Raw genomic sequence first — 13,426 nt, forward strand, 5'->3', positions numbered from 1 at the left:
TAGATAGATCAGTGTTCGGTTTTGAAGGTACAAGAGATATGAAAGACCATGCAGAAGCATGGTATTTTGTATATAAGGTATCTTATAATCCTCCTTAGCTCAGTCGGTAGAGCATTCGGCTGTTAACCGAAGTGTCGTTGGTTCGAGTCCGACAGGGGGAGCGATAGTACTTAGCGAGGTCTTATCGAGCTTAGTACGTAGCCTGGATGATCACTTGGTGAGGTATTTCCGAACCTAGTGAGGCAGCCGGAGTTAGAGTCTGCACCGCTACTAAGTTAGTAGAGTGGGCAGAGCGAAAAGCACAAAGCACCGTAGCACGGTTGCAAAGCATATGGCTCCGTGGTCAAGCGGTCAAGACATCGCCCTTTCACGGCGGTAACACGAGTTCGATTCTCGTCGGAGTCATTTAGGAGATTTAGCTCAGTTGGTTAGAGCAACCGGCTCATAACCGGTCGGTCCCGGGTTCAAGTCCCTGAATCTCCATTAGTTCATTAGAACTTAACCCAGTATATGGGGTCTTAGCTCAGCTGGGAGAGCATCTGCCTTACAAGCAGAGGGTCACAGGTTCGAGCCCTGTAGGCCCCATTCGCGATATGTTGTATATAGCATATCGCGTATTTTTTACCAGAACTTAATATGGTAAATGCCGGCGTGGCGGAATAGGCAGACGCCCGGGACTTAAAATCCCGTGGGTAGTGATACCCGTACCGGTTCGACCCCGGTCGCCGGCAGTAATTGTATGTGGCTTCAAACTTAGATTTTATCTGGGTTTGAAGCTTTTTTCTTTGCTTTACTAAAGTGGTCCATTTCGGTCCAAATGTGGTCCATCCATTGATATATCTACGTTTCAACGGAATGATAAGTATTATAAAATGCAGATTTTTATCCGATACTTAATGCACTGGTAGAGATTAGTGAAAAGAGGCTATAAGTTCATGCTCAAAGAGGGATATGCACATTTGATGCATATCCATAACAATAATAATGAAATGTGTTATAGGTTATAATAAGTGGCTCATAAAATGTGTAAAAATGGATTGAAGTGCCTATTATTTTGTGATAGCATTGCTTTGGAGGTGGACAAAATGTATTACAGAAGAAAGATAGATGACTATCTAAATAATTGGAAAGCAGATCCTGAGCATAAGCCTCTGATAGTAAAAGGCGCAAGACAGATTGGAAAAACCGAATCAATCTTGCATTTTGCCGAGGAAAATTATGAAAATGTTGTATATATAAACTTTGCTTTAGAGAAAAAATTTATGCAAATCCTTGCAGATGGATATGATGTGGAAAGTGTAATAAAGAATATATCATTAGCTGATCCATCTTTAAAGTTTGTGCCTGGCAAAACCATTATTATTTTTGATGAGATACAGGAAAACCCTGATGTTGCAACAACGCTCAAGTCATTTAGGATAGACGGTAAATATGATGTTATCTGTAGTGGCTCCATGTTGGGAATAAATTATAAAAAGATTCATAGTAACAGTGTTGGCTCAAAAACGGACTATGAGATGTATTCTATGGATTTTGAAGAGTTTCTTTGGGCAAAAGGTTATAGCCAGGAACAGATTGATTCCATATTATCGCATATGCTTGAGATTAAGCCATTTAATGACAATGAGCTTACTGTCTTTAAGAGTTTATTCCTGGATTACAGTGTGCTTGGAGGAATGCCGGAGGTCGTAAAGTTATATATTGAGTCTGGAACATTCTCAGGAACACTTGATGTACAGGAGCAGATCAGGCTTGATTATGAAGAGGACGTAAGAAAGTACGCGGAAGGTCTTGATCAGACAAAGATAATAAGTGTTTATAGAAGTATTCCTGCTCAGTTGGCCAAAGAAAACAAGAAGTTCCAATTTAATAAGCTTGGGAAAAATGCGAGATCAAGAGAATATACAGGATGTATAGAATGGCTTATTGATGCAGGTGTTATAACAGAGTGTAATTGCTTGCAGTATCCTGAACTGCCATTAAAGGGAAATATTGAGGAGAGTAAATATAAGCTATACTATCCGGATACCGGATTATTGGTATCCGCGCTGGATGAGGAAGCTCAGGAAGATCTTAGAGTTAATAAAAACCTTGGAGTGTATAAAGGTGCTTTATATGAAAATTTTGTGGCAGAGGCCTTTATTAAGCAGGGATTGGGACTTTTTTATTACAAAAAGGAAAATTCTACGTTGGAAGAAGATTTTTTTGTAAGAACTCAGAATGATCTTATACCTGTTGAGGTTAAGTCCAATAGCGACCAGTCAAAGTCTTTGCCTACACTCATTAAGAATGAGAATTACAGTGATATTACATATGGAATAAAACTAGGAGATTTTAATGTGGGACATGCAAATGATATATATACGTTCCCATATTTCTGTGCATTCAAGATGAAGGAATATCTGAAGAAAATAGTTAAATAATCTAAAAAGCCATTTAGCAGAATAAATTACTGTTGAATGGCTCTTTCAGAAGATTCTGAATTGCGAGCATAAAAATGTGCAATGAAGGTTGATTGGTTCCATACGATCAAAGCTATTCTAATGATTAAGAGAGTGTGAAAAATGGTTATACATCCGATAAAACCTGTTTATGATAAAAATTCAAAAATTCTTATTCTTGGGAGTTTTCCGTCTGTGAAATCCAGAGAAGAAGGGTTCTTCTACGGACATAAGCAGAATAGATTCTGGAAGGTGGTTTCGGGAATATTTGAAGAGGAAGAGCCGGAGTCAATAGAGGAAAAGGAATCTCTTTTGATAAGAAATAAGATAGCGTTGTGGGATGTGATACAATCCTGTGATATTGTTGGATCCTCGGATTCCAGTATCAGTAATGTGGTGCCAAATGATTTAAGCATTATTTTAAGTACAGCAGATATTAAGGCAATATATGTTAACGGCAAAACAGCACATAAATATTATAAAAAGTACACAGAGCCTGTAATTATGAGGTCTGCAATATGTCTTCCATCGACAAGTCCCGCTAATGCAGCCTGGAGTATGGAAAAGCTTCTGAGTGCTTGGAAAATTATAAAAAAGAATTGACCTTGCCCTTGGGGCAGCCCTTACCATTAAGTAAGCACAGGATGAAATACGTACAAATCAGGTGTATTACTTAGTTCACAAAATTGTATTTACCCAAAAGGAGGGCAGTATGAAAGAAAAAATGACATCCGGAGAAATTGCAAAGCAGGCAGGAGTATCAACAAAAGCACTTCGCGTTTATGATGAGAAGGGGCTTCTTAAGCCTGTTGGGCTTTCTGAGGGAAATTACAAACTTTATGATAAGAGTTCGCTAATTATTCTAGAAAAGATCATAGCTCTTAAGCACATTGGCTTTAGTCTGGAAGAGATTAAGAATAGTCTTGAAAATGATGATCAGAGTTCTATAAGAGAAATCCTTGAAAAACAGCTTGAAATGATGAATCAGAAAATATATGAACTTCAAAAGTCTGCAAAGTGCATAAAGTCAGCGCTTGCAAGGTTTGATGAGAATCCTGATTGGGATGACATTGCTGACATCATCAAAAAGATGGAAATGAGTCAGGGTGCTGATGAGCGCAGATGGTATGCGGAGGAGCATGCTGCAGACGGAATTGAGTGGTACGAAAAGATTTTTAATTCTTTATCCTTTAAGGAAACTGATACTGTTCTTGACCTGGGGTGTAGTTATGGCCTTCTGTGGAGAAAGAACTGGGAGCGCATTCCCAAGAATTTTATCGTAGAAGGTGTAGACATCCACGGAAACTGGGCTGATGATTTCTATAATTATCTTGAAGAGAACCGCGAGACGCTTCCTAAAGGCTCTGATATACAGGTCATTTTTAGTAACCTTGAAAAAGATGATACCTGGGAAAAGATAAGAGAGAAGAGGTATTCAAAGATTATTGCTCATTATCTTTTATCTTATCTGCATGATGATGCTTATTTTATCCAAAATGTGGCGCAGGTACTGGCAGCAGGTGGCATGTTTTCTGTAAATCACTATGGCGAAGCAGCAAAGGAATATGATTTCTGGGAGAATTGCTTAACCGAAGCCGGGTTAGATATTTCTTTTGCCCTTAAAAAGAGACAGGAAAGAAGGCAGATGGACGTAGAGTTTGAGGCGCTTTTATCAGATAATTTCGATAGAGTAGAAAAGATAGCACTTCCGGGACCGTTAGTGTTTGATAGCGCGGAAGCTCTTTTCGAAAGAGTGCTGAAAAAGTATCCAGAAGGCGGAAAATACCTTGAGGATAACAGAGAGAAAATTGAGAAATATTTTGATAGTGCCTTGCTTGGTGACGGACCTGTTACTGTGGATATGGACAGTGTGTTCTATCATTGTTTTAAGTGATATGTGAGCTAAACATGAAAGTGGGTCAGAAATTGGATAAAAAAAGTTGGAAGGTGGTTTCCGGAGTGTTCGAAGAGGATGAGCCAGGGACAATTCAGGAGGTTAAGTAAGTATGTCGGGTCAGATAACACATATGGTGATTGCGCACAGATTAATTGGAAAGCTGGGTATAGATGAGGGAAAAGAAGAATTTATATTAGGGTCTGTTGCTCCGGATTCGGTGCATTTTTCAGAAGATTATTTGCCGAAGAAGATACATTCTCATCTTTTTGAAAACTGTGGGCCATGGGGAGATACTCAGGATTATGACAATTGGATAGCGAATATAAAAGCATTTTACAATAAGTATGTTGTGAATGAAGCGAATCTAACTAAAAGATGTTTTTTGTTGGGGATAGTCATTCATTGTTTAACTGATTATTGGAATGATCTGCTTATTTGGCGTTCACTGCAGAGAAAAATGATACCGCCAATGAGCTATGAAGAGTTTAAAGAAGCATATTATCCGGAATCCTTTAGAATTGATAGATGGCTATACCAGAATATTCAGAATGCCAGTGAAATAATGAAGCTTTTGAATGATTCAAAGGAATCTGATTTTGAAGATTATTTAAGAAAAACAGAGATTTCCAAAATGAAGGATCATCTTATTAATGAGCAGTACAATCTGCCGAATCCTATTGATATTTCCGGTCATAAATACTATCCGGCTGAGATGATGCTGCATTTTGTAGAAGAAGTTCCTGATAGGATATATGGGCAGTTAAAAGAGTTCAGTGGACGTAGAATGGTACGATGATGCCTGAATGAGGGAGAGTGATCTTGGAATGATAAAAATGAAAACTGTTAATCATTGCAATAGAGGAAGGAATTGATAAATGAAGAAAAAGAAAGATTTATTGTCCTACATATTTATCATTATTGGCGCTGTAATGGGAAGTTTCAGTACTGTATCTACCATAGATGAAATATTGAGATAAATGGACCACAAACCCCGTCCCCTAGGGCCACCCGAAGGGGGTTAAGTTTAAATTGATCCATGCCGATATATTTGTTGATAAGGAAAAATAGGAAGAATTATGTCGGCTTTTTTACAAGGAGGTAGATCAGTATGGCAGGGATTAATGGTGTTTCCACTTATCAGCAGAGTAGTCAGGGTGTCTATAATGAGAGATCAGTAGCATCGAAGACTTCTAATACAGGTAAGACAGATCAGGCTGGTTCAGCCAATGCTTCTCAGGCGACAAAAACAAATACAAAATCGTGGAGTCCGATTGATACAAAGAGCTCACTGGTGCCAAAGATGACAGAATATGGCGCTACTATTGGTGATGTGCAGCTTTCGGATAAGGCAAAAGATTACCTTGGAAAGCTTCAGTCAAAGTTCCACAATATGGAGTTCATAACTGTCAGCAAGGATATGAAGGCGCAGGTTCAGCAGAATGCTGCGGCCTATGGTAATGCCAACAAGATGGTGGTCCTTATTGACGAAGAAAAACTTGAGCGGATGGCCACAGACGAGAACTTCCGCAAGAAATACGAAGGAATAATTGCTTCATCCCAGGCTAAGATGTTACAGGCCAAGATGGGGCTTACAAGCAGCGGCGCCAATGTAAAGAACTTTGGAATGAGCGTAGATTCTGACGGTAAGGAGAATTTCTTTGCCACGGTGACTAAATCCGCAGATCTTCAGAAGAAACGCATTGAAAAGAAAGCTGCTGAAAAGAAAGCACAAAAGCAGCATGATAAGAAGAAAGCAGAAAAGAAGGCCCAGGAAGAGCGAATCCAGAAAGCAAGAGATAAAAAGGCGGATAAGGCAGATCCGGACAAAGAGAATGCTGAGATTCAAAATGATGAGGAGTATGTAACATTTGAAGCAGAATCTATGGATGAACTTCTTTCTAATGTACAGGCCTACTCCTACAATAATGCGTCCGGTAAGGTCATGACAGAGTCAGAAAAAATGGTTGGAACAAAGATAGATTTCAGAGGCTGATGGAAGTAAGTGAGGTGCGGTATGAATATATCTTTTAATACCAATAACCAATATTATTCACCGTACATGAAAAATGCCCAGGGGAGTCTCTATGCTCAAAATCAGGTAGGAAAGCAGGGCGGAGCTACAAAAAACACCATTATGGGAAAAAGCCCTGTAAACCCCATGGCCTCAAGTTTTGATAAGATCACAGACAGAGCAGCGGAAGATAGAAACGGCTTATCACAGCAGATGCGGCAGATGATCCGTACACTGAAGCAGGATTCCTTGCAGAATCAGAATAATAAAAAGGTAAATGATTTTCTGGAGACGTCAGGTGCTCCTGATGCAGCAGAAACAGAGATGGAAAGTACTGAGAAGTACAACTATAAAGAAGTTGCATCAAAGATACGCAGCGCCAAGACATCAAACAGCGCAGGCCAGGCTGTGCTTGCGGCCAAAAGAGCTGTCACGCAGATAAAGAGAAAGATTTCCTCCGGGGATGGAGACCCTGAGGAACTGCAGCTGGCATTAACCCATGCAAAGCGCATGGAAATGGTAGCAAAGAAAAAGAAACATCACTTGGAGCTTGAAGAAATGGTGACTCGCACTCAGAAGAGGGATGAGCGCTTAGACCAGCAAAAGGATGCTGTTCAGGGTATTCAAAGTGCCATAACACAGGCTGAGGAAGAAAAGATCACTGAAAAAGAAGATGAGGTTTTTGATGAACGTGAAGAAATGCTGGAAGAAGCACTTGCGCAGATAGAAGAAAGCGGAGAAGCTGTTTCGGATGAGATGATGGTGGAGCTTAATAAGATGATCTCAGAATTTGGAGAGGAAGAGTTAAAAGAGCTTCAGGAAGCCATGGAAATGCTTGAAACTATGGAAGTTGTAGACCCTCACATGAGTAGAGAAGACTTAGAAGACCTTAAGAGAAAGCACAGGTCTTCAGAGGAAAAAGCCATCACAAAGGCTAATATGGAATATCTTAAAGATATGGTAAAACATGAACTTGAAAAATCAGAACATATACCCACTATGGGATGCCAAAATGCATCTCCCATAGTGAGTGGAAATGTGTCTTTTTATTCGCCTGAAGCTATGGGCTCTAATTCTTTATCATTCAGTTCTTTTTCATGTAATGCCTGAATGTCGTCAATTGCAGAGAGCATAGGCTTTACGTTCTGATGGAGGATGACTCTCTGAACGTAGTTGTGGGTAATCTGCATAACTGTGCCGCTTAGTGAAAGGACACCGATAAGGTTAGGTATTGCCATCATTCCGTTGAATGTATCTGAAAGATCCCAGGCAAGTGTAAGATCCATAGTTGCGCCAACTACGATGAATACTACGAAAATGATGTGGTAGAACTTTATATTTTTTCTTCCGAAAAGATATTCAAATGCTTTGCTTCCGTACTGGCTCCAGCCAAGAGTAGTAGAGAAGGCAAAGAGCAAAATGGCGATTGCGATAAAGGCATATCCGAACTTACCAAATACAGTTGAAAAAGCTTCAGCAACAAGAGCGGTTGATACCTGACTTGAAGTTACAACGCCGGTCTCAAGGTCCACAAGACCACTTGAAAGAACTGCAAAAGCTGTGATGGAGCATACGATTATAGTATCTGCAAATACCTCGAAAATTCCCCACATTCCCTGAACTACAGGCTCACGAACGTTTGAGCTTGAGTGAACGATTACTGATGAGCCAAGTCCGGCTTCGTTAGAGAAAACTCCTCTTTTCATTCCCCACTGAACAGCCATTGCTACGCCGCTACCTACAATACCGCCGCCTACAGCGCGAAGGCCAAAGGCACTTTTGATGATTGATGTAAATACTGCGCCAAGCTGGTCGATGTGCATGATGCAGACTATGATGGCGCCGACCATATATATGATAGCCATGAAAGGAACAAGTTTTTCTGTGACAGAGGCGATTCTCTTAAGACCACCCACGATAACAAGACTTGCAAGGATCATAAGTAAGATTCCGGTAACAATGCTTGGGATACCAAAGGCAGTGTTCATGTTGACTGCAATTGAGTTGATCTGGCCCATGTTGCCGATGCCAAATGAAGCCAGGATACAGAAGATACTAAAAAGAACTGCCAGGACAGAGCCTGCAACTTTGCAACCGGGTTTGGAACCTAGGCCATCACGAAGATAATACATAGCACCGCCGCACCACTCATTTCTTTCGTTTCTTCTGCGGTAGTAAATACCAAGTACATTTTCTGAGAAGTTAGTCATCATTCCGAAAAATGCCACGATCCACATCCAAAAAATAGCACCCGGGCCACCGGAAGCGATGGCAGCAGCAACACCGGCGATATTACCTGTTCCAATTGTAGCTGCCAGTGCTGTACACAGGCTCTGGAACTGCGATATCTGAGTGTCATTCTTTTTCGTATGCGCAGTGACATGCGAGTCTTTAAATATTCCACCGATCGTGTTCGAAACCCAATGTTTAAAATGGGATATTTGGAAAAATTTAGTGAGACATGTCATAAGAATTCCTGTTCCTACTAAAAGAACAAGCATTGGAAGTCCCCAAACAAATCCGTTTACAGCATTATTGACGTTTTCAACAGTTGATAAAAATTTCTCCATACGGCTCTCCATCCTATTAGAAAAGTTTTTTTTACTTTATCACATTAAAATCAGAAAGGGAAGCAAAATGTATAATTGTATACAAAAATATCTCATCATTACATGCTACCGATAAAAAAAAAACGTGTTTATAATAAATGTAGCAAAAAAGCATATTACTATGAGTGGGGGATTATGGACAATGGAGGAAGGCATCTTTAGGGGAAAAAAGATACAGTTTTCGCAGGAATATCTAAATCTGAGGCAGAGTAAGCAGATCCAGGCGCTTGCGTGCATCGGAATCATGATACATCACGTCACACAGCAGATAACGTCATATGGAAATAATCCTAAAGGACCCATCACTGTATTTAGTTACATAGGATTTATGTTCACAGCACTGTTCTTTTTCTTTTCTGGATATGGGCTTATCTATAGCTATCTAAGTAAAGAGGACTATCTTGGAGGTTTTCTTAAAAAACGCCTTCCGGCGGTGCTTATCCCTTTCTGGATCACCAATATCCTCATTGTCATAGCACAAAAGTTTTTGGGGACAGATAATAATGACTTTTTGTCGACAGTAAAAGACATAGTGGGTGTGACGCTTGTAAATAGTAACGGATGGTTTGTGATAGAGATTGTTATACTGTATCTGCTGTTTTATGTGATTTTTTCAGTTGTTAAGAACAAAGATGTGGCAACAGCTCTTTTGTGTATTATGACAGTGCTTCTTATGGTATACAGCCTTTTTCAGGGCCATGATCCCTACACCAATAAGGTACACTGGTTCAGAGGAGAGTGGTGGTACAACTCGACAATCTGTTTTTGCTTCGGAATTTTGTATGCAAATTATAAAGAAAAGATAGAAAGATCATTCAGGTCTTTTTATTACATATGGACTTTAATTACAGGCCTTTTAACGCTCCTTATGATATGTGCAAGTATCTATACGCTAGATCACTATGGCTATTATCGTGAACTTGTACATGATGGGATAAGATGCGCTGCAATCACACTTTCTGTGCAATCTGTTTCGTGCATCGTCTTTACTACTTTTGTGCTTCTTCTCAATATGAAGTTACCTTTAAAAAGCAGAGTTTTGGAGTACTTGGGAAGCATATTACTTACACTCTTTCTTGCTCATGGCTTTGTGGTGAATACACTTTTGCATGATATAAGGGTGAGTGACCTGTTAAGATATGTGATCATAATTGGCGTAAGTATAGCCCTTGCGGCTGTCATCGCGCCGGTTACAAATTTTGCTGTCAAGGCTGTAAAAGAACTTTTGAATAATTCTTTTGGAACAACGAAGACCCCAAAAGCAAATTTAAAAAAGGTAGCGATCATTTTAGCTGTTATGTGCGGCTTGGCAGTAATAGCAATTCCTGTAATCCATTCAGTTGTTATTTCAAAAGAATTCAGTGAAGAATGCGCTATTTTCAAGGATGCGCAGGTGGGCGACGTAGTAAAGTTTGGGCATTATAATACCAAGATTAACAATCCCGGGAAAGAGAGGCTGACCTGGGAAGTTGTAAAAAGGCAGGACGACAGGCTGTGCCTTATGTGCGAGTATGGAATCGCAGGAAGCTACTACAATCAGCATCATCAGGAGATAACCTGGGAAGACTCAGATATTAGAAAGCTTATAAATTCAAAAGAGTTCACGGGGAGCTTTAGTGGTAAGGAAGCGGATATTATCCTTCAAAATGATGGGGATATGCTGACTTTGTTAACTCCGGAGGAAGCAGAAGAGTTTTTTGAAAATGATGAGGCAAGGCAAATTGCAATAACAGATGTTGCGGCCAGAAACGGAGTGAACATAAACACTCCCAGCAAGGTCAACAACTGGGATATGAAGGGATACAGATCCTCCTGGTGGTGGCTTAGAGGTGAAAATACAACTCCATGTATAACTGCGCCTATCGTAACGGTTGACGGAACAATTGTTATGGATGAAAAAGTAGTAAATAAGCCAGGTGGAGCAATAAGACCTGTTGTTTGGATTTTATTGCGTTAAACCGGTAGCGTATTTTGAGGCGTTAGTGTATAATCTTTTTTATGCTTTTTTTAAAGAAGTTTTTATAGATTGGAGAGTAGTATTTTGAAACAGGAACACAGAGGATCTTTTTCCGGAAAAATTGGTTTTGTATTGTCTGCGGCAGGCGCGTCAGTAGGCTTGGGAAATATTTGGAGATTCCCTTATCTTTGCGCTAAATATGGCGGAGGAATCTTTCTTATCGTCTATATTCTTTTGGCGCTTACATTTGGATATACCATGATAATTGCTGAGACTGCTATTGGAAGATATACCAAGAAAAGCCCGGTTGGAGCATTTAACAGTATCAGCAACAATAAATGGATGGGACTTGGCGGATGGATCAATGCTATTATCCCGATTTTGATCGTTCCCTATTATTCAGTAATTGGCGGTTGGGTATGCAGATATCTTTTTGAATACATCACAAATGATGTTAACGTGATAGCAAGCGATACCTTTTTTACCGATTTTATAACTGATGGTATTGCGTCAGAGATTTGGTTTATAGTTTTCGCAGCTCTTGTCATGATAGTAATATTCATGGGAGTTGAGGGCGGAATAGAGCGTGTATCAAAAATGGTTATGCCTGTTCTTGTGGTACTTGCAGTTATTATCTGTGTATACTCAGTAACAAGACCGGGTGCTTTGGAGGGTGTAAAATACCTCTTTGTCCCTAATTTCCAGCACTTTTCCATCATGACTATAGTTACAGCTATGGGTCAGATGTTTTATTCCTTATCAATAGCGATGGGAATCCTTATTACTTTCGGTTCATATGTAAAAAAGGAAGTCAGCATTGAAGGTTCAACCAAGCAGGTTGAGTTCTTTGATACCATAATAGCTATTCTTGCCAGCCTTATGATAATTCCTGCAGTGTTCTCTTTTTATCACGGAGATGAGAGCATGCTCAAGGCAGGACCATCACTTATGTTCATAACTATGCCACAAATCTTTGCGAGCATGGGCTTTGGTAAGATCATCGGAATCCTTTTCTTTGCACTTGTCCTGTTTGCGGCAGTTACAAGTGCCATTGCACTTACGGAAAGCGCAGTTTCCACTTTTGCCGATGAGTTTAAATGGAGCAGGAAAAAGGGAAGCACAATAATGATCGTCATCATGCTTGTGCTTGGAAGCCTTTCATCCCTTGGAAATGGGCCTCTTAGCTCTGTGACAATAATTGGAATGCAGTTTCTTGATTTCTTTGATTTCCTTACAAACTCAGTTATGATGCCTATTGCAGCTGTTGCTACATGTATCCTTATAACAAGGTTTATGGGAATTGAGAAGCTAGAAGCGGAAGTTGAGCAGGATGGACATCCATTCAAAAGAAAAGGAATCTTCTCTTTTATGATCAGATTCCTTTGTCCTTTATTTGTTCTTATTATCCTTGTAAGTGCGATACTTAATGTTTTTGGTATTATCAGTATGTGATAAAGGATCAGTTGGTTTTTTTATCATACATACTAATGATAAACTTGCATATACTGACGGTGAATGCATTGGGGTGTCTTATGCAGGTATATAGTAATCTGTTTGATCTGGAAGTGATGTCTACCTTTGTGGACATCACTTTTTTTCTTATATCAGGTCTTAAAAATATTTCACGGACCACTTTGATCGTGCCCATGTCTGGACTTCGAAGTACATTCTTTAGCACAATAAGCAGCATGATGACATATTCCCTGTCCATTTGACTGTCATAATCAGGAATGTTTTTGGCAGCGAATATTTCCCTAAAGGTTTTATCTGTCAGCTCAAGATTAGTAAGTAGTTTTGGACTATAGGAATGTGCGATGGATGAGCCTACAAGCCTGTAGTGATAAAAATATCCTTCTTTTACTATTACAAGTCGTTTGCAGTCTAAAAGGCATGGAAGAATAATGTTCACATCCTCGCTCATAGAAATGTCAGTATTACAGTATTTAAGGTTCTCTATAAGGAGCTTCCTTGAAATAAGTTTCATACATCTGGACATGGTGACCGGGCGTACTTCGTCACCGAGAATATGCGAATGCAGTTTTTTTAGGTCTTCTCCCATGTATATTCCGGGGGCTAGTGACTGAGTTTCTTTTCGGCGTTCGCCTGCCTTCTCAACAATGTAGTTGCTGGAAATGATCTCTGAATCCGTAAAAGATGAGTCGGTAAATGCCATTAGTTCTTTTGCCAGGTCGATGTCAATCCAATCATCACTGTCTACATAAGATAAGTAATCGGATGTGGCAGCTTTTGAGCCTTCAATCCATGCGGACATAAGACCACCATTTGCCTTGTGTATTACTTTGACACGAGTATCTTTGTCTGCATACTTATCACAAAGAGCCGGACTTATACCGTCTGTCGAACCATCATCAACAAGGATGATCTCTATATCTGAAAATGTCTGCCCTAAAACAGAATCCATGCACTGATCAAGATATTTGGCTGTGTTGTAAACTGGTATGATAAAGCTTATTTTTGCCATGAAAATTCTCCTGAAATATTTCTTAGATT

At 39.8% G+C, this 13,426-nt stretch carries 10 protein-coding genes and 5 tRNA genes; 13 read left to right on the forward strand and 2 right to left on the reverse strand.

Translation table 11 applies throughout. From position 1 onward, the window contains the following. Window positions 1-88: 88 nt before the first annotated feature. The 11 genes from G585_RS0109535 (at window position 89) to G585_RS0109595 (ending at window position 7,459) form a co-directional block, all read left to right on the forward strand. A tRNA-Asn gene (locus G585_RS0109535) sits at window positions 89-161 on the forward strand. Between the two features lie 172 nt (window positions 162-333). Next, window positions 334-405: transfer RNA gene (locus tag G585_RS0109540), tRNA-Glu, on the forward strand. A 4-nt stretch (window positions 406-409) separates the two neighbouring features. After that, window positions 410-483, forward strand: a tRNA-Ile gene (locus G585_RS0109545). A gap of 29 nt (window positions 484-512) precedes the next feature. Next, window positions 513-585: transfer RNA gene (locus G585_RS0109550), tRNA-Val, on the forward strand. Between the two features lie 60 nt (window positions 586-645). Further along, window positions 646-731: transfer RNA gene (locus tag G585_RS0109555), tRNA-Leu, on the forward strand. A gap of 354 nt (window positions 732-1,085) precedes the next feature. Then, window positions 1,086-2,423, forward strand: a complete 1,338-nt coding sequence (locus tag G585_RS0109560) for an ATP-binding protein (RefSeq protein ID WP_022774620.1) — start codon at window positions 1,086-1,088, stop codon at window positions 2,421-2,423. Window positions 2,424-2,564: 141 nt separating this feature from the next. Beyond that, the gene (locus G585_RS0109565) at window positions 2,565-3,044 is read left to right on the forward strand and encodes a DNA-deoxyinosine glycosylase (protein WP_022774621.1); all 480 of its coding nucleotides are present in this window, start codon (window positions 2,565-2,567) and stop codon (window positions 3,042-3,044) included. A 109-nt stretch (window positions 3,045-3,153) separates the two neighbouring features. Then, window positions 3,154-4,335 carry a MerR family transcriptional regulator gene (locus G585_RS0109570; RefSeq protein ID WP_022774622.1) on the forward strand — a complete coding sequence of 394 codons (1,182 nt, stop codon included), beginning with the start codon at window positions 3,154-3,156 and terminating at the stop codon, window positions 4,333-4,335. A 112-nt stretch (window positions 4,336-4,447) separates the two neighbouring features. Beyond that, window positions 4,448-5,134, forward strand: a complete 687-nt coding sequence (locus G585_RS0109580; protein ID WP_022774625.1) for a zinc dependent phospholipase C family protein — start codon at window positions 4,448-4,450, stop codon at window positions 5,132-5,134. Window positions 5,135-5,446: 312 nt separating this feature from the next. Continuing rightward, the gene (locus G585_RS17720; protein ID WP_022774626.1) at window positions 5,447-6,331 is read left to right on the forward strand and encodes a DUF6033 family protein; all 885 of its coding nucleotides are present in this window, start codon (window positions 5,447-5,449) and stop codon (window positions 6,329-6,331) included. A 21-nt stretch (window positions 6,332-6,352) separates the two neighbouring features. Continuing rightward, on the forward strand, window positions 6,353-7,459 hold the full coding sequence (locus G585_RS0109595) for a hypothetical protein (protein ID WP_022774628.1): 1,107 nt from the start codon (window positions 6,353-6,355) through the stop codon (window positions 7,457-7,459). On the opposite strand, the gene G585_RS17725 is transcribed toward G585_RS0109595, so the two are convergent. After that, the gene (locus tag G585_RS17725) at window positions 7,396-8,919 is read right to left on the reverse strand and encodes an alanine/glycine:cation symporter family protein (protein ID WP_022774629.1); all 1,524 of its coding nucleotides are present in this window, start codon (window positions 8,917-8,919) and stop codon (window positions 7,396-7,398) included. The two genes, G585_RS0109595 and G585_RS17725, sit on opposite strands and share 64 nt — an antisense overlap. A gap of 160 nt (window positions 8,920-9,079) precedes the next feature. Here G585_RS17725 and G585_RS0109605 point away from each other — a divergent pair, with 160 nt between their 5' ends. Further along, the gene (locus G585_RS0109605) at window positions 9,080-10,915 is read left to right on the forward strand and encodes an acyltransferase family protein (protein WP_081644811.1); all 1,836 of its coding nucleotides are present in this window, start codon (window positions 9,080-9,082) and stop codon (window positions 10,913-10,915) included. Between the two features lie 81 nt (window positions 10,916-10,996). Then, window positions 10,997-12,367: a sodium-dependent transporter gene (locus G585_RS0109610; protein WP_034481893.1), complete on the forward strand. Its 1,371-nt coding sequence runs from the start codon at window positions 10,997-10,999 to the stop codon at window positions 12,365-12,367. A gap of 7 nt (window positions 12,368-12,374) precedes the next feature. On the opposite strand, the gene G585_RS18940 is transcribed toward G585_RS0109610, so the two are convergent. Then, on the reverse strand, window positions 12,375-13,397 hold the full coding sequence (locus tag G585_RS18940) for a glycosyltransferase family 2 protein (RefSeq protein ID WP_022774633.1): 1,023 nt from the start codon (window positions 13,395-13,397) through the stop codon (window positions 12,375-12,377). Between the last annotated feature and the right edge of the window lie 29 nt (window positions 13,398-13,426).

It is taken from the genome of Butyrivibrio sp. AE2015 (assembly GCF_000420825.1).
Classification (GTDB): Bacteria; Bacillota; Clostridia; order Lachnospirales; family Lachnospiraceae; genus Butyrivibrio.